The sequence below is a fragment of the Culturomica massiliensis genome, assembly GCF_900091655.1.
GTDB lineage: Bacteria > Bacteroidota > Bacteroidia > Bacteroidales > Marinifilaceae > Culturomica > Culturomica massiliensis.
This window is the reverse complement of sequence record NZ_LT594621.1, coordinates 3,480,935-3,504,632: the sequence shown is the minus strand read 5'-3', so window position 1 is coordinate 3,504,632 and position 23,698 is coordinate 3,480,935. Positions and strand designations below refer to the sequence as shown.

At 43.1% G+C, this 23,698-nt stretch carries 19 protein-coding genes; 10 read left to right on the top strand and 9 right to left on the bottom strand.

Features of this window, described 5'->3' with window-relative positions; translation table 11 throughout:
• Positions 1–73: 73 nt before the first annotated feature.
• From BN8908_RS15555 to BN8908_RS15535, 5 genes are all read right to left on the bottom strand, one after another.
• Complete coding sequence (locus tag BN8908_RS15555; RefSeq protein WP_021987928.1) at positions 74–1,345, bottom strand: Nramp family divalent metal transporter; 1,272 nt, start codon at positions 1,343–1,345, stop codon at positions 74–76.
• Between the two features lie 123 nt (positions 1,346–1,468).
• Complete coding sequence (gene cbiB, locus BN8908_RS15550; RefSeq protein WP_021987926.1) at positions 1,469–2,407, bottom strand: adenosylcobinamide-phosphate synthase CbiB; 939 nt, start codon at positions 2,405–2,407, stop codon at positions 1,469–1,471.
• Positions 2,397–3,410 carry a pyridoxal phosphate-dependent aminotransferase gene (locus BN8908_RS15545; RefSeq protein ID WP_021987925.1) on the bottom strand — a complete coding sequence of 338 codons (1,014 nt, stop codon included), beginning with the start codon at positions 3,408–3,410 and terminating at the stop codon, positions 2,397–2,399. Before BN8908_RS15545 ends, cbiB begins: the two co-directional genes overlap by 11 nt.
• A 33-nt stretch (positions 3,411–3,443) precedes the next feature.
• Positions 3,444–4,916 carry a cobyric acid synthase gene (locus BN8908_RS15540; protein ID WP_068691545.1) on the bottom strand — a complete coding sequence of 491 codons (1,473 nt, stop codon included), beginning with the start codon at positions 4,914–4,916 and terminating at the stop codon, positions 3,444–3,446.
• A gap of 30 nt (positions 4,917–4,946) precedes the next feature.
• The gene (locus BN8908_RS15535) at positions 4,947–5,462 is read right to left on the bottom strand and encodes a histidine phosphatase family protein (protein ID WP_068691543.1); all 516 of its coding nucleotides are present in this window, start codon (positions 5,460–5,462) and stop codon (positions 4,947–4,949) included.
• 106 nt (positions 5,463–5,568) lie between these two features.
• On the opposite strand from BN8908_RS15535, the gene cobU reads away from it, so the two are divergent.
• From cobU to cobC, 4 genes are all read left to right on the top strand, one after another.
• On the top strand, positions 5,569–6,093 hold the full coding sequence (gene cobU / locus BN8908_RS15530; RefSeq protein WP_082989287.1) for a bifunctional adenosylcobinamide kinase/adenosylcobinamide-phosphate guanylyltransferase: 525 nt from the start codon (positions 5,569–5,571) through the stop codon (positions 6,091–6,093).
• Positions 6,094–6,190: 97 nt separating this feature from the next.
• Positions 6,191–7,228, top strand: a complete 1,038-nt coding sequence (gene cobT / locus BN8908_RS15525; protein WP_068691541.1) for a nicotinate-nucleotide--dimethylbenzimidazole phosphoribosyltransferase — start codon at positions 6,191–6,193, stop codon at positions 7,226–7,228.
• Between the two features lie 10 nt (positions 7,229–7,238).
• The gene (gene cobS / locus BN8908_RS15520; protein WP_021987920.1) at positions 7,239–7,988 is read left to right on the top strand and encodes an adenosylcobinamide-GDP ribazoletransferase; all 750 of its coding nucleotides are present in this window, start codon (positions 7,239–7,241) and stop codon (positions 7,986–7,988) included.
• Between the two features lie 13 nt (positions 7,989–8,001).
• Positions 8,002–8,529: an alpha-ribazole phosphatase gene (gene cobC / locus BN8908_RS15515; protein WP_021987919.1), complete on the top strand. Its 528-nt coding sequence runs from the start codon at positions 8,002–8,004 to the stop codon at positions 8,527–8,529.
• Positions 8,530–8,603: 74 nt separating this feature from the next.
• Here cobC and BN8908_RS15510 read toward each other — a convergent pair whose 3' ends face one another.
• From BN8908_RS15510 to BN8908_RS15500, 4 genes are all read right to left on the bottom strand, one after another.
• Entirely contained in the window at positions 8,604–9,200 is a 597-nt protein-coding gene (locus tag BN8908_RS15510; protein WP_021987918.1) for a flavodoxin domain-containing protein, read from the bottom strand.
• A 118-nt stretch (positions 9,201–9,318) separates the two neighbouring features.
• Positions 9,319–10,023, bottom strand: coding sequence for a hypothetical protein (locus tag BN8908_RS15505; RefSeq protein WP_068691539.1), 705 nt, complete (start codon positions 10,021–10,023; stop codon positions 9,319–9,321).
• 15 nt (positions 10,024–10,038) lie between these two features.
• On the bottom strand, positions 10,039–10,203 hold the full coding sequence (locus tag BN8908_RS18630; RefSeq protein ID WP_021987916.1) for a hypothetical protein: 165 nt from the start codon (positions 10,201–10,203) through the stop codon (positions 10,039–10,041).
• 114 nt (positions 10,204–10,317) lie between these two features.
• Complete coding sequence (locus BN8908_RS15500) at positions 10,318–12,375, bottom strand: acetate--CoA ligase family protein (protein WP_068691537.1); 2,058 nt, start codon at positions 12,373–12,375, stop codon at positions 10,318–10,320.
• Between the two features lie 374 nt (positions 12,376–12,749).
• Between BN8908_RS15500 and BN8908_RS15495 the strand changes: the two genes are divergently transcribed.
• The 6 genes from BN8908_RS15495 to BN8908_RS15470 all read left to right on the top strand — a co-directional run bounded on the left by BN8908_RS15495 (position 12,750) and on the right by BN8908_RS15470 (position 23,615).
• Positions 12,750–14,009, top strand: coding sequence for an aspartate kinase (locus BN8908_RS15495; protein WP_021987914.1), 1,260 nt, complete (start codon positions 12,750–12,752; stop codon positions 14,007–14,009).
• A gap of 180 nt (positions 14,010–14,189) precedes the next feature.
• A complete protein-coding gene (gene ileS / locus BN8908_RS15490) occupies positions 14,190–17,630 on the top strand; it encodes an isoleucine--tRNA ligase (RefSeq protein ID WP_068691535.1) in 3,441 nt (1,146 codons plus the stop codon).
• Positions 17,631–17,694: 64 nt separating this feature from the next.
• Positions 17,695–18,075: a TraR/DksA family transcriptional regulator gene (locus tag BN8908_RS15485; RefSeq protein WP_021987912.1), complete on the top strand. Its 381-nt coding sequence runs from the start codon at positions 17,695–17,697 to the stop codon at positions 18,073–18,075.
• A gap of 60 nt (positions 18,076–18,135) precedes the next feature.
• The gene (locus tag BN8908_RS15480) at positions 18,136–18,795 is read left to right on the top strand and encodes a lipoprotein signal peptidase (RefSeq protein ID WP_021987911.1); all 660 of its coding nucleotides are present in this window, start codon (positions 18,136–18,138) and stop codon (positions 18,793–18,795) included.
• Positions 18,796–18,989: 194 nt separating this feature from the next.
• Complete coding sequence (gene topA, locus BN8908_RS15475) at positions 18,990–21,326, top strand: type I DNA topoisomerase (protein WP_068691533.1); 2,337 nt, start codon at positions 18,990–18,992, stop codon at positions 21,324–21,326.
• A gap of 162 nt (positions 21,327–21,488) precedes the next feature.
• The gene (locus BN8908_RS15470; protein WP_021987909.1) at positions 21,489–23,615 is read left to right on the top strand and encodes a peptidylprolyl isomerase; all 2,127 of its coding nucleotides are present in this window, start codon (positions 21,489–21,491) and stop codon (positions 23,613–23,615) included.
• The last annotated feature ends 83 nt before the right edge of the window (positions 23,616–23,698 follow it).

Below are 23,698 nucleotides of genomic sequence, written 5' to 3'. Positions count from 1 at the left end.
CGCAAAGATAGAAAAAGAATACGAGAAACAAAAAAAGAAAACACAAGAAATGAGTGAATTATAACAGTTTCCTTTAAAAGTTCCAGATCATGCTTCCCAATAGCATCAGATTCAATACCGTTACAATAATCCCCAAAGTATATAATATCCATTTCGTCGAAAGACGATTCTTGTATTTTCCCATCACTTTTTCAGAAGACGTAAGGTAAACTTGCAGGAAAATCGTAATCGGCAATTGAATACTCAGTATCATTTGAGAATAAATCAATCCCATGAAAGGATTGGATATCAACATAATAATCACCAATGCAATAATCAGGGACAACAAAACTCCCCAACGCGAATGGCTGTCTTTAATATCGTAAGGTTCTTTATAAATACCGGCAAAAATAGAACCGGCAGCCATACCGGAAGTGATGGTAGAAGCAATACCGGCAAACAACAAAGCTACAGCAAAAACGATAGCTGCATTATTACCCAAAAGCGGATGCAATAAAGCACTGGCATCCTGTAACTCGTTTACAGAAGTACCGCTTTTAAAAAAAGTAGCAGCTGCCAGCAAAATCATAGCACTATTGATCGCCCAGCCGATCATCATAGAAAGAAAAGTATCCCAGAATTCATAACGCAATTGCTTACGGATCACTTTATCATCTTCAAGATTCCATTGACGGCTCTGGATCACTTCTGAATGCAAAAAAAGATTATGAGGCATAACGACAGCTCCCAGCACACTCATAATCACCACCATCGAACCGCGGGGAAAAGAAGGGGTAATCCATGCACGCACAGCCTCTCCCCATTCGATATGCACCAACGACAATTCATAAATAAACGAAAGTCCGATAATCGATACAAAAGCGATAATCCAGCGTTCGATCACCCGATAGGAATTCGTAAAAAGCATAATAACGACAAAAACAGTCACCAGGACAGCCCCAATCCGGACCGGTACATCGAACAACATCTCCAAAGCAATAGCACCTCCGAGAATTTCAGCAAGAGAAGTCGACACGGAAGCCCCCATCGCGCTCCAAAGCATCGTTCTGGCATAAGGAGGCTTCAAATAAGTCATTGCTGCTTCCGACAAACAAAGTCCTGTTGCAATACCGAGGTGGGCGACATTATGCTGCAATACGATCAGCATAACCGTAGATAACGACACCATCCACAAAAGAGCATAACCATAGTCGGCACCGGCAGCAAGATTCGAAGCCCAGTTTCCCGGATCGATAAAACCGACAGTAACCAGTAAGCCGGGACCTATATATTTTAATATTTCCAAACCACCTAATTTCGGATGATGTTTGGCTGTTCTCAATGATTTACGAATAAAATCAAACATACCTTACAAATTGCAGATTTACAACTTTAGATTGAACCGACACGCCCCGGCCTGCAAAATTGGCAGTCATCAGTATCCGGGACATGTCTCAATTATTTTACAAAGATAAGTATTACTATCGAATTAAAGACAATAATACCCCACCACCACGAGAGCAACAGTTAAAAAGGTGACACCTTGATTTATTTTTACCGCCCGGCGATAATCACGGTGATTCAAATTCCGGTCATTATTCCCGATATAAGGCTTCTTAACTGATATCCCGTGGTAAATATGTGTTCCTCCGAAACGGCAATTCAAAATGCCGGCCATAGCAGCTTCCGGATAACCGGCATTAGGGCTGGCATGTTTCTGTCCGTATTTCCACACGAAACGCAGTAACCCCCGGCGATAACCGACAAAAACCATCAACAAGGCCGTCAGCCGAGCCGGAATATAATTCAATACATCATCCAGACGGGCAGCGCAACACCCGAAATCCCGGTAACGCTCATCCCGGTAGCCGATCATAGAATCGAGTGTATTCACCATTTTATATACCATCATAGCCGGAAATCCTCCCAAAGCATAATAAAACAAAGGCGCAACAACCCCATCACTCAAATTCTCCGCCATAGTTTCCAGCACGGCTGTATAAATCTGCTTCGGGCTCAAACGGGAAGTATCCCGTCCCACGATCCAGGACAACCGCCGTCGCCCCGCTTCCAATCCCTTTTCATCCAAAGTTCGGATAACAGCCCCTCCCTCCTGAATCAAACTACGGTTTGCCAAGCCGTAAAACACAAAAAGGGTCGCAATCATTCCATAACACCAATTCCCAAGCTCCAAAGCCCAATAAGCCATACCCCGGAAAAAAATACCCGTCAATACCGCCAATCCGACAGCAACGGCACACCCTTTCAATTTACGATGTTTTCCCCGGTTCAATCGTTTTTCCGCAAAAGCAATACTTTTTCCAAAAATGACGACCGGGTGAGGAATCCCTCTCGGATCTCCGAAAAGCCAATCCAAAAGATATCCGCCCGCCAGAGGCAAAGCTATCAAATAAAATTTATCCGGCATAACTCTTCAACGCATCGGTCAACAATCTATTTTTCGCCCCGGTAAGCGTATTAACCCGGAAATAAACAGGCTCAAGTCCCCTGAAATTAGAAGCATCCCGGATAAGAATACCATGCCGCTCCAATAAATAGCATTTCAAAGCACCTACCGGATAATCCGTTTTGACCAGAAAAAAAGAAGTTCCCGACAGTTGGGGATAATAACCGGCCACACGCGATAACTCCATCGAAAAACACCGCTGCCTTTCCAGTAAAGACATCGCATCCGGCAAGAGCTTTTCTCCATGCTCCAAAAGATATTTCCCGATTTCTATCGCCAAAGCATTTACCGTCCAGGGTTGTTTAAAACGGACAATCTTTCTTATCAGTTCAGGCTCTCCCAGCATGTACCCCAAGCGGAGTCCGGGGATGGCATAACTTTTCGTCATAGACCGGATTACCAGCAAATTAGAAAATTTCCCCAACCAGGAACAAACCGTTCGGGCAGCCGGAGCAAAATGAATAAAAGATTCATCCACAACCAAGATCATATCCGGATTAGCAGTCAACAGATTATTAATTTCCTTCTCCGTCCAGATTCTCCCATCCGGATTATTCGGATTACAGATAAACATCAGCCGGGAACCTTCCGGAATAGCCGAAACTTCAGAATGTCCGGGGAATGTCAACCGATGCCCATACAAAGCACATGCATCCTCATATTCGGTAAAAGAAGGAACTGGGATCACCGTAGATACTCCGGCAAAAGCATGGGCCACCAGATAAAACAATTCGGTAGCACCGTTTCCAACAACGACATGTTCCGGCGAAAGTCCGTGATAAGCCGCAACGACTTTCCGAAAAGAAGCCGCATCCGGTTCCGGATAATGCAAAACAACTTCCGCTTTTTCTTCCAACAGTTTCCGCAAAAGCCTTTCATCGGCTCCATACCATACATTAGTAGAAAAATTGGCTATTACCTTTGCCGTTAAATTGTATATATCATCTCCGTGTCCGTAAATCATAATAAAGAATCAAAACATTAAAACCACACCAGTTCAGACAACAATCGTTGAATAGATATAATCCATATCGACAGCCTTACGTACATGGCCGGCCAACAAATCGTATTGCTGCTGTTTAAACTCCGAAAAATTAAAACCAGATTTTTCCGGATTTCCGCAAGCGGCGGCCAAATCGTTTAACACCACCGGATTATCGAGGATTCCGTGCATATATGTTCCCCAACAATAGTCATTCAACCGGCAACCCTCCGTCGTACCGTCGACAAGCACATTCAATCCGGGGAAAAGTGCAGGCCCTTCCGGCCTGGTCTGTCCCATGTGAATCTGATATCCCTCACATATATCATCGTAATCTTTGTACCGGAAGCGGCTCTGACAAACAACTTTTTTATCCTGTATCACCGAAACCAAAGGCAGCAGTCCCAAACCCGCCATCTTTTCCTGTCTCCCTTCAATCCGACCGGGGTCCTCAACCCTTATCCCCAACATTTGATATCCCCCGCATATACCGATCACCCTTTTACCATTCCGATATGCCCGAACCACGGCCTCCGCTATACCGTTGGAATGAAGAATTTGTAAATCTTCGACGGTATTTTTAGTTCCGGGTAAAATAATAATATCCGCCCGCTGTATTTCCGACAGGCTGTCTGTAAAATACAAATGAAAACGCTTGTCATGTTCGAGCACATCAAAATCTGTAAAATTAGACATCCGCCGGAGTAATACCACAGCTACATTTATTTTATCTTCCACGGCAGTAGTAGCCCTTGTTTCCAATGCTACCGAATCTTCTTTTTCAATAAAAATATCCCTGAAATAAGGTATAACTCCGACGACCGGAACTCCGGTAAGTTTCCGAATCAGCTCTTTTCCATCCTCAAACAGAGAAGCATCTCCCCTGAACTTATTAATAATAATCCCTTTCAACAATTTTCGTTCATCTTCCGGCAAAAGCATCACCGAACCGTAAACCGAACCGAATACTCCACCCCGGTCGATATCAGCCACCAAATAAGTTGCAGCTCCGGCCTCCTGTGCCATCCGCATGTTTGTTATATCCCGGTCTCTTAAATTCAATTCAGAAATACTTCCGGCACCCTCCAGAACAATCGGTTCATACCGGGCTTCCAAACGCCGGAAAGCACGTACTACATCTCCCCATAATTCCCGTGTATTTCCCGTGCGGAAATATTCACGGGCAGACATACTCCCGACAGGCTTTCCATTGAGAATTACCTGGGACGTCTGATCGGAAGAAGGCTTCAGCAACACCGGATTCATATCCGTATGAGGCAATAAGCCACATGCTTCTGCTTGTACAGCCTGTGCCCGGCCAATCTCTCCCCCCTCGGGTGTCGCATACGAATTCAATGACATATTTTGAGCCTTAAAAGGAGCAGGCCGGTAACCGTCTTGCCGGAATATCCGGCAAAAAGCCGTATTTAACACACTTTTCCCGGCATCTGAACAGGTACCCACAAACATAATCGGACGAAGAGACATGATTTCAAATTAAATCCTTTAGACAAACTTTTACAATTGAAATCGGATAACCGAAGTATTCTTCATAATCGGCATATCCATCATTTCTGTTACTGTTTTCCCTTCCAGATAAGCAACAATAGCCCGGTCTATCGCCCCATGACCGACAGCCAGAACAACCTGATCCCGGTATTCGGCACACAGCCAGTCGATAAAAGCCCTGGCCCGCACCATCAAACTCTCCAGACTCTCACATCCTTCCGGCAGATGTTTCCAATCGATAGAAGACAAATGTCCCCCGGTATGTTTTCCCCAATCGATCTCCCGTAACAATATTGTTTGCCGGGGCTCCAATCCTTTCCGTTCGCCGACAATCTTTGCCGTATCGTAACTACGGGCCAAATCACTGGAGACAATCGCATCCACCTTCTCGTCTTCCAGCATACCGGCCAACTGTTCGGCCTGACGGATACCCAAAGGAGATAAGGTCCCGGGCATATGCCCCTGCATGATGTCCCTTTTATTTTCCAGCGTCTCACCGTGACGCGTCAATAACAATTCAATCATTTTTCTTCATTCTTAACGCCTGCAAAGTTAACAGAAAATGAATATACCCCGAATATTTCTTATTTCCCATTTCCCTTTCTATCTTTACCCATCGAAAAAACCGATTATGGAAAAAAGAATTATTCTGATCACCGGAGGACAACGTTCCGGTAAGAGTAGTTACGCACAAAGTCTGGCATTGCAATTATCAGACCATCCGGTATACCTGGCCACCTCCCGGATCTGGGACGAAGAATACCGGGAGCGTATCCGCCGCCACCAGCAAGACCGGGGGCCTCAATGGACAAATATCGAAGAAGAAAAACAACTGAGCCGTCATGCGTTGCAAGGCCGGGTTATTGTAATCGACTGCCTGACCCTATGGGCCACTAATTTCTTTTTTGACAACAACTCCGATGTCGGGCAATCATTACAGGAATTAAAACAGGAATTCGATAAATTTACCACTCCAAAGGCTACGTTTATTTTTGTGACCAATGAAATCGGTCTGGGAGGAGTATCCGAAAATCTTATTCAACGACGCTTTACCGACTTGCAAGGATGGATGAACCAATATGTTGCCGGGAAAGCAGATGAAGTCGTATTAATGGTATCGGGAATTGCAACGAAAATCAAACCGGTACAATTTTAAAACAGAAAACGTCCGAAAAGACAGAATGAAAGATAAAAATCAAACTTTTTAAAATAACAGCAACACCCCAGCATATCGGTTTATAACATAATAAAACATGTATACATTCAACATTAAAACTCCGGATAAAAAAATTATTCCGGCTTTGCAGGATAAAATCGACAACCTGACCAAACCCAAAGGCTCTTTAGGGCGCCTGGAGGAACTTGCCGTACAAATCGGTACCATCCAACAAACTCTCTGTCCGGTTTTGAAAAATCCCCAGAATATTGTTTTTGCCGCCGACCATGGCGTCATTGTCGAAGGGGTCAGCTTTTCCGCCCCGGAAGTAACGGCCCAACAAATCTATAATTTTCTGAAAGGCGGAGCCGGCATCAACATGTTCGCCCGGCAGCATCATTTCATGTTGAAAGTGGTCGACTGCGGGGTAAACGCAGATTTCGGACATTTACCCGGACTTTTCGACCGGAAAATCCGGAAAAGTACGACCAATTATCTCCACCAGGCAGCCATGACAAAGGCTGAGATGAACCGGGCCATCGAAATCGGAATAGAAATGGTGGATTTAGCCTGGCAAGACGGCACCAATATTATCAGCTTCGGCGAACTGGGCATGGCGAACACCTCTGCCTCTTCAATCTGGATGTCTTACTTTACAGGAATACCTTTAAAAGAATGCGTCGGTGCAGGCAGCGGCCTCGACAACAAAGGAATTGCTCACAAATACAATGTCCTGCGTCAGGCTATGGCAAACTACAAAGGAGACGGCAGCACGGAAGATATCTTACGCTGGTTCGGCGGTTTCGAAATGGTAGCGGCAGTAGGAGGCATGCTACGGGCAGCGGAACGGGGCATGATCATCATCATCGACGGTTTTATCATGACAAACTGTGTTTTAGCTGCCAGCAAACTATATCCGGAAGTTCTGGAATACTGCATTTTCGGACACCAGGGAGATGAAGCCGGCCATAAACTGGTTCTGGATGTATTGCAAGCCCGGCCTTTACTGAACTTAGGACTGCGGCTGGGCGAAGGCACCGGTGCCATTTGTGCTTATCCCATTATCGAATCGGCCGTACACATGATCAACGAAATCAACTCATTTCAAAAAGCGGCTATCACCAAATATTTCTAAATAAAACACAATGAGAGGATTCCTTGCTGCACTCATGACGCTGACCCGTCTTCCCTTATGGCGTGTCATCACCTTAGACAAAAAATACTTCTGTGATACGTTGCTATATTGGCCCTTAGTCGGCTTCATCACTGGCGGGACAACGGCAGGCGTATTTTGGGCTGCCTCCTATTTTATGCCGGGACTGCCGGCCTGCATACTCGCCATAATAGCCCGGCTTTTATTAACCGGTGCTATGCACGAAGACGGTTTAGCGGATTTTTTCGACGGATTCGGCGGAGGTAGCACAAAAGAAAAAATACTGGCGATCATGAAAGATTCACACATCGGCAGTTACGGAACAATCGGATTGATCGTCTATTTCCTGCTTTACGCCTCCTTTCTTTACAACATAGATCGTACAACCCTGCTACCGCTTATATTCCTGGCCGATGTATCTTCCAAGCTGTGCAGCTCTATTCTTATCAACAGCCTGCCTTATGCAAGAAAAGAAGAAGAAAGTAAAACAAAGTTGGTTTACAGGAAAAATCATTTTTTCAAAATTCTCACGATAAGCATTATCGCCCTTGTTCCCTTTTTGCATATTACAGAAATCATATATATCTTAGCCATCATTCCGGCAATATTGACCGCCATCCTACTCCGGTATTATTTAAAAAAGAAGATAGGCGGATATACCGGAGATTGCTGCGGCGCCTGCGTTCTAATCATCGAGCAGGTTATTTACTGCGGATACTGCATCATTTATTTTTTACCTTAGACGACGAAACACAATGGAGATTACGCTCATTCGCCATACCCGTGTCGCTATTCCGCCGGGTATCGTTTACGGGGCGACGGATGTCAACGTCGCTTCAACTTTTGAGGAAGAAGCACAAATCGTTGCTTCGCATATAAGAGACAAAAAATTCGATGCTGTATTCTGTAGTCCACTTACACGCTGCCGGAAATTAGCCGCATTTTGTGGCTATCCCGCCCCCATCATCGACGAGCGGCTTAAAGAATTAAATTTCGGGAAATGGGAAATGCAAGCCTGGAATAAAATAGAAGATCCGCTCATTGAGAAATGGTATGCCGACTGGGTTAATATCCCCGCCGGCGGGGGAGAATCTTTTCATCAGCAATATCTGCGTGTCGCCGGCTTTTTAAGCGAAATCAAACGGGAAACATTCGACAAGGTATGCCTGTTCGCTCACAGTGGAACAATCCGTTGTGCAAGGATCTATATCGGGAAAACCGATTTCAAAAGCGCCTTTTCCGACGAGATTCCTTTCGGCGATATATTGACAATACATATATAATCGCAGATTTACGATTTTAAATCAGGGGCACAATCACATCTCCCGCAAAAGAGAGAAGTCTAAAATCGTAAATATTAAGATTCCATAGCAGGCAGGACGAAAGACAGCCATTTTTCGATACGGGCATCCGTTTTACCCGTCTCGTTATCTTCATCCAGCGGTAATCCGGCAAACACCCCGTCTTTCACCGCCCTCGACATATTAAAAATATAACCGTCGGCCTCCGTTTTTCCGATTAAAACCCCGCCAAGTTCTTCTATCAAATCCGCCAAATCCGCCAAGCCGTCGACAAAATTATTCGGATATAACACATGATTTCCCAAACCTACTAATGCAACACGCCTGCCGTCTAAATCCAATTTTCTCAACTCAGGCAGAAAAGCAGCCCATTCATCCGTTTCATTATTATTCCATGCATCTTTCCCCAACGTAGAAGACACCAATATAATATTCCGGTAATTTAAAAACTGCTGTGGCCGGATATTCCGGATATACAACATATCAATTTTACGACCTTTCACCTTTTGTTTTATCCGTTTAGCAACTTTATGCACACTTCCCCCCGAAGGAGCATAAAACAATCCGATCGCTCTTTCTCCGACACTTTCCTTATCAATCAGATAATTACCTTCCAAATCTGCCGTAAGCTGAGGTTGTTCCTTATTTTCCATAAACCGTATTTTTTATATTGTATACCTCATTCATACGGCAAATAAAAGAAAAAGTTAAAGAAGGAAATATAAAAAGGATATCCACATCAAAACGGATAATCTGACAATACCGGCTTTTTTACGACCCGGTATTTTTTTCACCCATCCGGGCCCCGACCGCCAACAATACCCCCAACACCACTCCGAGTAAAGCGGCAAACAACACCCGCATATTTCCAGGCAGCAGGAAAGTAATCGTATGGGCAGGATACCAAAACAAAGGAATCGTCTTTTTAAAAACAAATCCCCACAATACCCCCCAATTCAGATTTATTAATATCTCACGTATATGTATCGGAGTAAAAAAACCGCGAAGAGTACCCCCCTGCGTTAAAATATGGATATCCGTTACCTTGTGTAAAGTCATAAATACCGGAGCAAACAGAGTGTTCATACTGACCGATACGGCGAAGGCAACACCGGCCTTTTTCCAGGATAGCGTTTCATGCATAACCTGTACCGCATCCTGCATTCCCAAATATTGCAACACCACCGGAGTACCGTTGGAAAAGATAATCATAGCGATATTGATTCCCATTCCCAAAACACCCCACACCAACATCCGGGGCAAAATACCGAACCCCCGGCGATTATATACCCCGGAACTGATACGCAATCCGATCATTTCTCCCAACGTTGACAAAACGGCAAATTTCAGAAAACTCATTATCATGCCATGGGAAGCATTAAAAGCATAATACCATTCGGACACCGGCTTGCAGATGAAGAAAGGGAGCAACAAAACGGTTACTCCCAAAATAAAAATCAAATCCTGTTTTTTCATTCGTACCAGCCTGAATTATTTCTCCTGAACGGTATCCGCCGGGGTGGAAAAGAAATGACTGAAACCATTGCGTACACCTTGATTAACCCGGCCAAAAGTCAATACAATCAATATGACCAAGACCCCGAGAACAATAATCATTCGTTTTTCCGAACCACTAAACTCATTCCATTTCTTCATAAACAAACATGAAATTAATTTCAGATTTACGATTTTAGATTTTAGATTAAACCAACGCTCCTCCCCTGTAAAAAAGAAAAATCGTAAATCTACAATTCAAAATCTTTCCAGCCCTTATTTTTCTATTCTGATACGGGCATCCACAGCGACCACATTTTCCTTATTTCCCAACAAGGGATTGAGGTCCATCTCAAAAATTTCCGGAGCAACTTTAACTAAAACAGATACCCGGGCAACAGCCTCCGCAAATTTAATTTCATTTACAGGCTCCTGTCCTCTTACACCCTGAATAATTTTATACGATTTCAAACCCTTTATCATGTCCAGAGCTTCATGACAGGACACAGGAGCCAATCCGGCTTTTACATCCTTCAACACTTCGATAAAAATACCGCCTAAACCGCACAGCACCATATGCCCGAATTTATCTTCCCGTTTAGCTCCGATAAATACTTCAGTTCCTTTTAACTGCTGAGCCAACATGACGGCATAGGTATCTTTGATTTGCATCATTCTGCGGAATTCCTTACGCACAGTTTCTTCGTCCGATACATTCAACACTACGCCCCCGACATCTGATTTATGAACAGGACCGACGACTTTCATAACCAAGGGATAGCCGATTTCATTTGCCAGAGACACGATCCGGTCCTCTGTATCTGCAACGCCTTCCTTAGCACGGGCAATTCCTGCAGCATCCAGCAATTCATGAATCTGCACAGGTGTCAGATAACCGTTCTCTGCTCCGTTGATAACTTTCCGGATCCGGGCCTCATCCACCGCGGGCAATTCCGGTTTTTCCGGCTGAGGCTGCGGTGTACTGCAAACCTTAACCAGTGCATTTCCGAAAATCACTTCATCCGGAAAATATACCCGCCCTTTGTTTACGAAATCAGCAATTTCCTCTTTAACAATCGTATAAGAAGGGAAGATCGGGAAAATCGGCTTATGCACTTCCCGCATTTTACGATCCAGCATGTCATAAACATCGAAAACGGGGAATAATCCGGGATTTCCAAAAATCACAGCAATACCATCGATTTTATCGAAATCTTTATCACAAGCATCCAAAATGAACCCCAAATGTTCAGCCGTACCGGTAGCCAGAAAATCAATCGGATTTCCGACCGATGAACCGTTAAACAGTTTCGCCAACAACTCCTCTGCCTTCGGTCCCTCCAAATGAGGTACTTCCATTCCCCCGTTTGACAACGCATCCGTCAGCATAACGGCAGGTCCGCCGGCATGAGTTACTACCGCCATATTTTTGCCTTTTAAAGCCGGATACATAAAAATACCGGCAACCGTCGCTAATTCATCCCGTCCATGACATCTTACTATACCCGCCTTCCGAAACAAAGCTTCCACTGCAATGTCGGGACTTGCCAAAGCTCCGGTATGCGAAGAAGCAGCCCGGCTTCCTGCCGCAGAACCTCCCGATTTGATCGCAGCAATCCGGCAACCTTTACGGATCAAAGAAGAAGCATGCTTCAATAATTTCGCCGGCTTCGCTATACTCTCTACATACAATAATTTCACCCGGGAACTTTTTTCGGGATCGAAAGATTCGTCCAAATATTCCAACACTTCTTCCACGCCCAATTGAGCCGAATTACCGACAGAAAAAACACTGGAAAATTTCACCCCCTTCTGCATGCCGGTATCCATAATAAACAAGGCCGTAGCCCCCGATCCGGAAATCAAATCCACCCCATGAGCATCCAACTCGGGTATCGGTGTCGTAAACACACCCTGATAATGAGTCGTCAACACGCCAATGCAATTCGGTCCGATCAATGCCCCGCCCACTTCATTCACTACATCTACAATCTGTTTCTCCAAAGCAGCCCCTTCCGCATTTTCTTCACTGAATCCAGCCGAAAGGATAATAAAAGCACGGGTTCCTTTCTGCCGTGCCAACACCTCTACTGCTGCCGGACAATATTTAGCCGCAATTGCCAAAATAGCACAATCAACTTGAGGCAATTGCTCTACCTGTTGAAAAGTTTCCACCCCCTGAACAGCCTCTGCTTTCGGATTTACAACATATAAATTCCCGGAAAACCGACCGTCAATCAGATTTTTCAACACCTTCCCTCCCGGTTTCTGAATATCGTCCGAACCTCCGACAACCACAATGCCGGATGGATTCAATAATTGATCGTTAATCATATTCTTGTTAGATAAGGTTTTATTTTATTAGAAAAAGCAAATATATAATTACGAATTATAATCTGCAAACGTTTGTTACTAAAAGAATGATAGATTTACTTGTAGCTTTACGAATTTTAATTTACACATTTACCGTTCCCCGAAAGAAAAGCACTTACCTGTCAGATAAATCTAACATAAAAAATGTCCGTAAAGACGGATCAAGAGGCAAAATACAACGTCTAAAATAATTTCCGTCGTTACTCCTTTCATCTGAAAAATACAATCGTCCGGTCGAATATACCCATTTTCCTTCCGGCTTATATCAGAATTTAAAAACTACGATCTGAAATTTACAATTTAATCCTTATTTTTGTCGGCAAATTTTGAACAATATGAACATTTTCAAGTTCGGTGGTGCTTCTGTATGTAATGCGGAAAGCATCAGAAATTTACTTAAGATTCTCAATACACAAAAGACGAATCTGATCATTGTCGTTTCCGCCATGGGAAAAATGACCGATGCACTGGAGCAGGTGTGCAATGATTATTTCCACAAAACCGAAAGTTTCGGACAGTCATTCGACAAGGTCAGAGTATTTCACCAAAACATCGTACACGATCTGTTCGGAGACAACGATGAGGAAGTAAACGGCAAAATCAATGCTCTATTCGAAGAATTGCAAGAAATTCTGGACAGCGAACCGTCTTTGTGTTACGATTATGAATACGACCGTATTGTATCTTTCGGAGAATTGCTTTCCACAACGATTGTATCCGCTTATCTGAATAAGCAAGGACGTAAAATTAAACTGATCGACATCCGGAAATGTCTGAAAACTGACGAAACCTACCGGGATGCCAACATAGATGTGGATTTATCGACACAACTGTGCCGGAAAATTTTCACGTTCCAGGATACATTTATGTATCTTACACAAGGCTTTATAGCCGGAACCCCGACCAACCAAACCACGACATTAGGCCGGGAAGGCTCGGATTATACGGCGGCAATTCTTGCTAATTTACTGGAAGCCGAAAATGTAACGATCTGGAAAGATGTTCCCGGTATTATGAGCGCCGATCCGAAATTATACGACGATCTGGAGATCATACCCAAACTATCCTATCGGGAAGCGATCGAATTATCGAATTTCGGGGCGAAAGTCATTCATCCCAAAACAATAAAACCGTTACAAAATAAAAGAATACCTTTATTTGTCAAGTCGTTCCTCCATCCGGAAGAACACGGGTCGGTCATCCGGGATCTGGAAGAAAAACTGAAACTACCGCCGATATACATCAATAAAGACAATCAGTTATTACTGACCCTGACACCCAGGGACTTCTCGTTTATTGCAGAAGCCAAGCTAAGCCAGATTTTCGGAACTTTGGCCAAATACCGCCTACGCCTCAATCTCATGCAGAATTCGGCAATCAGCTTTTCATTCTGTATCGACAACAACGAAGCGGTTTTTGACAGCTTCATTCTCGAAATGAAAGACGATTTCGAGGTATTATATAATAAAGATGTCCGTTTGATTACGATCCGTCATTATACGGAAGCAATCATCGACAAACTGATCGGAGACACCGAAGCTTTGGTCGAACAACGTAGCCGGCTAACGGCCAGGTTTGTCGTAAGAAAAAGCTAAGTCGTTATCTATCTTCAATTAAAAATCATATATTTGCACCTTAGTTTTTGAAAATAAAATATAACTTAGGTTTTAATTTTAGATTTACGATTTTAGATTGAAAGGATCTGATAACGAAGCAGATTGCCAAACAATTTAAAATTTAAAATCTAAAATTTACAATTTTAAAGTATTATAACAATGGACAAAAAATTCCCTGAATACAAAGGTTTAAATCTTTCACAAGTAAACAAAGACATTTTAAAAATCTGGGAAGAAAATAATACATTCGAGATGAGTCTGAAAACACGGGAAGGCCATCCTTCTTTTGTTTTTTATGAAGGCCCTCCCTCTGCCAATGGTATGCCTGGTATTCACCATGTCATGGCCAGAACTCTTAAAGATGTCATCTGCCGGTACAAAACGCTTCAGGGATTTTATGTCGAACGTAAAGCCGGTTGGGATACCCACGGACTTCCTGTCGAACTGGGTGTTGAAAAAAAATTAGGAATAACCAAAGAAGCCATCGGTAAAACAATCAGTGTTGTCGATTATAACAAAGAATGCCGGGCTGATGTGATGAAATTCACAAAAGAATGGGAAGACCTGACAAAAAAAATGGGGTATTGGGTGGATATGGAAAACCCATATATCACCTATGACAACCGTTATATCGAAACGTTATGGTATTTATTGAAAAAATTATACGATAAAGGTTTTTTATACAAGGGATATACGATTCAGCCGTATTCTCCTGCTGCCGGAACCGGACTGAGTACCCACGAGCTGAATCAGCCGGGATGCTACCGGGACGTAAAAGACACGACTTGTGTGGCGCAATTTAAAGTTATCCGGGACGAAAAATCGGAAAAACTATTTGCAAACAACGATGTCGTTTATTTCCTGGCCTGGACCACAACACCGTGGACATTGCCCTCGAATACGGCTTTAGCAGTCGGTCCCAACATATCTTATTATGTGGTTAAAACCTATAACCCTTATACCTATTTGCCGATAACCGTTGTATTGGCAAAGGACCGTTTCAACGCTTATTTCAATCCGAAAGCCGAAGGCCTGGCTTTAGAAGATTACAAAGAAGGCGATAAACTGATTCCTTACCAAAAGGTAGGTGAATTTAAAGGCGCCGAATTGGAAGGTATCCGTTACGAACAACTGATGCCCTGGATGCGCCCCGAAGGTGATGCTTTCCGGGTAATCACCGGTGATTTTGTAACGACCGAAGATGGTACCGGCATCGTGCATATCGCCCCGACCTTCGGTGCTGACGACGACCGGGTAGCCAAAACAGCGGGCATAGCACCGATGTTGCTTGTCGATAAGGACGGCAACAAACAGCCGATGGTCGACAAACGCGGCCGGCTTTTCGTGATCGGAGAAATCGATCCGCAATTTGTAGAAAACAATGTAAATACAGAATTATACGGCGAATATGCCGGCCGTTTTGTAAAAAACGCCTATGATCCGAGCCTAACCGAAAACGATGCGACACTGGACATTGACATTGCCGTCATGTTGAAAAAAGAAAACAAAGCGTTTAAAGTTGAAAAGCACGAACACAGTTACCCGCATTGCTGGCGCACCGACAAACCGGTATTGTACTATCCGCTGGATTCCTGGTTTATCAAGACAACAGCCGTACGCGAACGCATGATCGAACTGAATAAAACGATCAACTGGAAACCGGCCAGCACCGGAGAAGGACGTTTCGGAAAATGGTTGGAAAATCTGGTAGATTGGAACCTGTCCCGTTCCCGTTATTGGGGAACTCCGCTACCGATCTGGATCAGCGAAGACGGCAATGAACAAAAATGCATCGGTTCTGTCGAAGAATTAATCCAAGAGATCGAAGCTTCCATCAAAGCCGGATTCATGACTGAAAATCCCTACGCAGGATTCGTTGCAGGAGATAATTCCAAGGCAAACTATGACAAAATAGATTTACATCGTCCCTATGTAGACGACATTATCCTGGTGTCTTCCAGCGGTCAAAAAATGTTCCGTGAAAAAGACCTGATCGACGTATGGTTTGACTCGGGTGCCATGCCTTATGCTCAACTGCATTATCCGTTCGAACACAAAGAGGATATCGACAAGCATTTGCGCTTTCCGGCAGATTTCATTGCAGAAGGAGTCGATCAAACACGCGGCTGGTTCTTCACATTACATGCCATCGCTACAATGGCTTTCGACTCCGTTGCCTTTAAAAATATCATCTCGAACGGTTTGGTACTGGATGCCAAAGGCAACAAAATGTCTAAACGTCTGGGGAATGCAGTCGATCCGTTCGAAACCATCGAAACATTCGGTTCCGACCCATTGCGCTGGTATATGATCACAAACGCTCAGCCCTGGGATAATCTGAAATTTGATATAGCGGGAGTCGACGAAGTAAAACGTAAATTTTTCGGAACATTATACAACACCTACGGGTTCTTTGCTTTATACGCAAATGTCGATAAATTTTCATACAACGAACCGGAAGTACCGGTACAGGAACGACCGGAAATCGACCGGTGGATACTTTCTCTGCTCAATTCTTTGATAAAAGAAGTAACAGAAGCTTATGAGAAATATGAACCCACACGAGCAGGCCGGGCCATACAAGATTTCGTAATTGAAAATCTATCCAACTGGTATGTACGGTTATCCCGGAAAAGATATTGGGGCGGAGAATATTCCACCGACAAAATCTCTGCTTATCAGACATTGTACACATGTCTTGAAACAGTAGCACTTTTGGCCGCTCCGATCGCTCCGTTTTATACGGAACAAATATTCCACGATTTAAATACCGTTACCGGAAGATTTGCTGGCAGCGTACATTTAGCCAAATTCCCGACAGCAGATGAGACACTGATCAACAAGCAGCTGGAAGAACGTATGCAATTGGCTCAACAAATTTCATCCATGGTGTTGGGATTGAGACGCAAAGTGCAGATCAGGGTTCGCCAACCGTTATCTAAACTGATGATTCCGATCCTGAACGAAGACATGAAACTCCAACTGGAAGCGGTAAAAAATATCATATTATCGGAAGTCAATGTCAAAGAGATCGAATACATCACCGATACCACAGGCGTATTGATCAAAAAAATCAAGCCGAATTTCAAAACCCTGGGACCGAAATACGGTAAATACATGAAACAGATTTCAGCAACTGTCGCAGCAATGACTCAAAGCGATATCTTTGAATTTGAGAAAAAAAGCGAATATCGGTTGCAAATCGGCGACGAAATACTAACTTTGGGATTGGAAGATGTGGAAATTCTTTCAGAAGATATTCCCGGCTGGCTGGTGGCCAACGAAGGACGTGTTACAGTCGCTTTGGATATCAACATCACCAAAGAACTGAAAGAAGAAGGTATAGCACGTGAATTTATCAACCGGATCCAAAACTTACGCAAAGAGAGCGATTTCGATGTCACTGATAAAATCCGTTTATACATAAAGAAAAACGAACAGATCAACGAGGCTGTAGAAAATTTTTCAACTTATATTGCCAGTCAGGTTCTGGCCGAAAGCATTGAATTGGTTGATTCTATCCCGGGTGAAGCAAAAGAAGTTGAAATCGACGACATGAGCACAAGTATTAAGATCGAAAAAAATGTAACCTCCGAATAATAAGAAAAGTATAAGATCACATTTTAGACTACTTTTTTATTATCTTGGATAAAAATTAAAAGCTATGGCAGAAAAAACCAGATATTCGGACGCGGAGCTACAGGAATTCAAAGAAATTATTCTTGAAAAGCTCGAAAAAGCAAAGAGAGATTATGAGACTTTAAAAGCCGTTATCTCGGGAAGTGACGGGAATGATATTGCAGACACCTCACCTACGTTCAAAGTACTTGAGGAAGGGGCTTCTGTATTATCTAAAGAAGAAGCAGGCAGACTGGCGCAAAGACAGGCCAAATTTATTGCACACCTGGAAGCAGCCCTAATCAGAATTGAGAACAAGACATACGGCATTTGCCGGGTTACGGGCAAGTTGATTTCCAAGGAAAGACTGCGTGCCGTACCTCATGCCACTTTAAGTATTGAAGCAAAAGAAGGACAGGAGTCCTGATAAAAACGAAAAACTAAGGACCTGTAAAACGGTTCTTAGTTTTATTTTTCGATAATATACATGAGTCTGAAAAATAAGCTTTTCATTTTTGTAATCGCTTTGCTGGTCATAGATCAGGCCGCAAAAATATGGATAAAAACCCATTTTATGATCGGGGATGAATTCAATGTGCTGGGTGACTGGTTCAAAATTCATTTCATCGAAAATAACGGTATGGCTTTCGGCATGGCATCGGAAAGCGGGAAAACCGGCAAAACCATCCTCAGCCTTTTCCGCATTGTCGCTGTCGTTGGAATTGCCTGGTATACGTTGAGATTACTCAAAGAAAAAGCCCCCATAGGCGTTATCTTTTCTTTCGGGATGATTTTTTGCGGAGCTTTGGGAAACATCATCGACAGTATGTTTTACGGACTCATTTTCAACGATAGTTATAGCCAAGTAGCCACATTTTTACCGGAAAGCGGAGGTTATGCTCCGTTTCTACACGGGCGGGTGGTAGACATGCTCTACTTCCCTATTTATGAAGATTTCCTACCTTCCTGGATTCCGATCTGGGGCGGAGATTATCTGGTCTTCTTCCGGCCTGTATTCAATCTGGCGGATTCCTATATTACAATAGGAGTTTTAATATTGATCCTGTTCCACCGAAAATTTTTTTCCGGGAAAAACAACAAGAAAAATGAGGTAAAAACAGATAAAGGCAACACAGCTAAAGTATAAAACTTTTTATTTTCAAAATTCTACTTTCAATTTTCCATTATTTTTTCGTAGGTTTGCAGCCGAATTAAAATTTATAACTTCGGCACAGTCCATATGCAATTATTTTAAGTCCATCGACTTATTTAATGTTAGTTTCTTTTAGAGACTAGCAAAGTTTTTGTGTCATTAATTATTTTAGATTAGGTATATAAGGCATGATTGAGAATTTGGTTATAGTGGAGTCCCCGGCAAAAGCCAAAACCATAGAACGATTTTTAGGTAGTAATTATACGGTAAAATCCAGCTTCGGTCACATTAGAGACCTAGAGAAAAAAGATCTCGGAATTGACATTGAGCACAATTTCCAACCGAAATACGAAATATCAGCAGATAAAAAAGCTGTTGTAAAAGAATTAAAGGCATTGGCCAAAGAAGCGAAAACGGTATGGCTCGCTTCCGATGAGGACCGTGAAGGAGAAGCAATTGCCTGGCATCTTTTCGAAGTGTTGAAATTAAAACCGGAAAATACCAAGCGGATTGTTTTCCATGAAATTACAAAAGATGCCATTTTACATGCCATTCAAAATCCGCGGGATATAGACCGCAACCTGGTAAATGCCCAGCAAGCCAGAAGGGTATTGGATCGTTTAGTCGGTTTCGAGGTATCTCCTGTATTATGGAAAAAAGTAAAACCTTCACTTTCTGCCGGACGTGTACAATCTGTTGCAGTCAAACTGATCGTTGAACGGGAAAGGGAAATAAATGCCTTCCGGGAACAACGGTATTTCAAAATCACCGGAACCTTTGAAACCACAGAAAAAGCTGAACTGAAAGCTGAAGTATCGGAACGCTTTGAAACGCCCGAACTCACGGTTCAGTTTCTGGAAGCCTGCAAACAATCGGTATTTAAGGTCTCCGACATAGAAACCAAACCTTCTATCCGGAAGCCCGCACCTCCTTTCACGACATCGACATTGCAACAGGAAGCCTCCCGTAAACTCGGTTTCTCTGTTTCACAAACCATGGCCGTAGCCCAAAAGCTTTATGAACACGGATGGATCACCTATATGAGAACAGACTCAGTCAACCTATCCGATCTTGCTATTCGTAGTGCAAAAGCCGTCATTTGTCAAACTTTAGGAGAACGGTATTCCCACAGTAGAAAATACACCACCCACAGCAAAGGAGCACAGGAAGCGCATGAGGCTATTCGTCCGACCTATATGGACAAACCCCATATCGAGGGAGATCATAACGAGCAATCTCTATACGAATTGATATATAAAAGAACGATTGCTTCACAGATGGCTGACGCCGAACTGGAAAAAACCAATATTACGATCGAAGCTTCAGAAAGCAAAATTCCCTTTGTAGCTTCCGGGGAAGTCATCATATTCGACGGTTTTCTACGTGTTTACCGGGAGTCCAATGACGATGAACACGATGACGAAAAATCGGCACTCTTACCTCCGATTAACGAAGGTGACAAACTCGGCCGGAAACAAATTATCGCTACGGAACAATATACATTACATCCGCCCCGTTACACGGAAGCCAGCCTTGTAAAAAAGATGGAGGCTCTGGGAATCGGACGCCCGTCAACCTATGCACCGACCATAACAACCATACAAAACAGGGGATATATCATCAAAGAATCCCGGGAAGGAGCTGAAAGAGAAATTATCCAGTATGAGCTGAAAAAAGACGATATCACAACGACGAAATCCAAAAAGAATTTCGGGGCGGAAAAGAAAAAACTCTTTCCTTCCGACATGGGAATGGTGGTAACGGATTTTCTGGCTGCCAATTTCCCCAATATTATGAATTACAACTTCACCGCCCAGGCAGAAGAAGCCTTGGATAATATTGCAGAAGGAGATATTGAATGGCAAAAAATGATCGGACAATTTTACAGTCCTTTTCACGAAAATGTCGAAAAAACACTGAAAAATTCTGAACGGAACACCGGGGCCAGAGTATTGGGCAGCGACCCTACTACAGGGGAAACGGTCAGTGTGAGGATCGGCAGATTCGGACCGATGGCACAAATCGGAGAAGGTGATACAGTTCGTTATGCCGGTCTGCGCAAAGGACAGTTGATGGAAACCATTTCACTGGAAGAAGCCTTGGAACTTTTCAAATTTCCAAGGAAGCTCGGCAACTTTGAAGACAAAGAAATCAGTATCGGCATCGGCAGATTCGGACCCTATATCAAGCACAACAACAACTTTGTATCCCTGAAAAAAGGAGAAGACGATCCCGGAACCATCACATTGGATACGGCTATTCAACGCATCCTGGAAAAACGGGAGAGTGACAAAAACAAACAAATCAAGGTATTTGATAACGGTGTGATGATATTAAACGGAAGATTCGGACCCTATATCAACTACGAAAAGAAAAATTTCAAGATTCCCAAAAGTCGGAATGCGGCCGAATTAACACTGGAGGAATGTATGGAAATCATTGAAAAAGAAGGTTCAAAAAAAGCAACCGGAAAAAAGAGCACTGCAAAAAAAACTTCCGGAAGTACGAAAAAAACAAAGAAGTAACGACAAAATCATCACAAAATAAGCCGGAAGAGAGAGGAATACAAAAATCCGCCGGCACAGAGAATTTGGATTAAATATTTGCACAACAGTAGGCTTTTATCTATATTCGTAGCTTCAAAAAAACGAGATAAACGATAAGAAAATTTAAAAATTCGAAAATAAATGGCAACATTACAAAACATCAGAAATCGTGGTGGACTCCTTGTAAGTATTATCATCGGTCTGGCACTCGTTGCATTCATCGTCGGTGATGCTTTAAGCTCGGGCGCAAGTGTGTTCAACCGTTCCCGCAACCAAATCGGAGAAATTGCAGGAAAAGGTATTTCCATTCAGGAATACCAAAACAAAGTAACAAAGAATGAAGAGGTAGTGAAAATGATGAACGGTCTTACCGCTTTAAATGATGAACAACAAACCATGTTACGGGAAAATACCTGGCAACAGATGGTGATGCAGGACATCATGAACCGGGAATACGAAGAACTGGGAATCAATGTAAGCGGAGACGAACTGTACGACATGCTGTTGGGTGAAAATATTAGTCCGATCATCCGTCAGATGTTTACTGATCCGAATACCGGGATACTGGATTTAAATCAAGCCCGCACAGTCATTAAAAATTTGATTGATTCTCCGGGAAATTCACAACAGAAAGCGTATTGGCTGAACATAGAAGAACAAGTTTCAGATACCCGTAAACAATCAAAATACAACAATCTCCTGGCGAAAGCATTGTTTACAACAGATGCTCAGGCAGAGGAAGCAGTTGAAGGCAATGCCGTAAAATCGGACATCAGTTACATCGTAAAAAATTATTCCAGCATTGACGATTCCACAATACAGGTTTCTGACAGTGAAATCAAAGCTTATTACGATTCCAGAAAGAAACTGTTCGAACAGCCGGAATCCCGGAAAATCGTATATGTAAATTTTGATATCGAAGCTTCTTCTGACGACTATAATGAAACAGAAAAATTGGTTGCCGATCTCGTTGATGAATTTACAGAAGCTCAAAATCCGGCTGAATTCGTTAGCTTATCTTCCGATAAAAAGTTCGACGGAACCTATTACAAAAAAAGCGAAATCACCAATGATAGTCTGGCCGAATTCCTTTTCAAGAATCCGAAAGCCGTTTTCGGCCCCTATCTGGAAAACAATTCATTCCGGATCAGCCGCGTAGCAGACCGCCGGATGCTTCCGGACTCTGTCAGAGCACGCCACATCCTGATCACTCCCCAGAACAATGATTATGCTCATGCGAAGAATATGGCAGACAGCTTGGCTAATGTATTGAAAAAAGGAGGAGATTTTGAAACAATAGCACGCCAATATTCGACAGATCAGAATTCTGCAGTAAACGGAGGAGATTTGGGATGGTTTGGACAGAAAGATATGATACAGCCTTTCAGCGATACCGTATTTTTCGCTAAACCGAAAGATATAAAAGTCGTACTGACACAATACGGTGCTCATATCGTACAAGTTACAGCTCAAGCGAAGCCGGTGGAAAAAATCCAGATTGCAACCGTAGAAAAAGAAATTGTAGCTTCACCTAAAACAACGAACAAAATTTATAACGAAGCACGTAACTTTGCCAATGCTGTCAACACACTGGAAGACTTCAACAAAAAAGTAGAAGAAACAGGAATGACCAAACGTATCGCAACTTTGAGCAAAAATGACAAAGGCATTGCAGGTATGGAAAATGCCAGAGACTTGGTACGTCAGAGTTATTTGTCCGACAAATTAAACGGAGTTGTACTCACCGGAGAAGGTGCCAATATTTTCGAGTCGGACAATAAATTTACAATTGCTATTCTGACCGAAATCAATGAAGAAGGCATTGCTCCTCTTCAATCCGTTGCTTCTAATATAAAAAGAGAATTGATCCGCAAAAAGAAAGCGGAAATATTGTCAAAAGAATTAGCAAATGCGACCAGCGGAAGTGAAAGTTTATTGTCTGTAGCACAAAAAGCCGGACTTGAAGTAAAAGAGGCTCCGGAAGTTACTTTCAATTCATTCCAAATCGCGGGAGCCGGCATTGAACCCAAGGTTATCGCAACGGCAACCTTATTGGAACAAGGAAAAATCTCCGCTCCGATTGAAGGAAACCAGGGCGTATACGTAATCATGGTAAACAACCGCACCGAGGAAGAAGTAACTCCGGATATGGTTGAACAAACCAAAAACGGTTTGACACAGTCCAACATGTACCGTGCCAACTACCAGGCCATGCAGGCTTTGATCAAAAACGCTGAAGTAAAAGACACTCGTTACAAATTTTACTAATATCCCAACCCACAAACTTATGTTTGAACAGGAGGGTTAATTCCCTCCTGTTTTTTTTAACATAATCCTTGTGTAATTTGTAT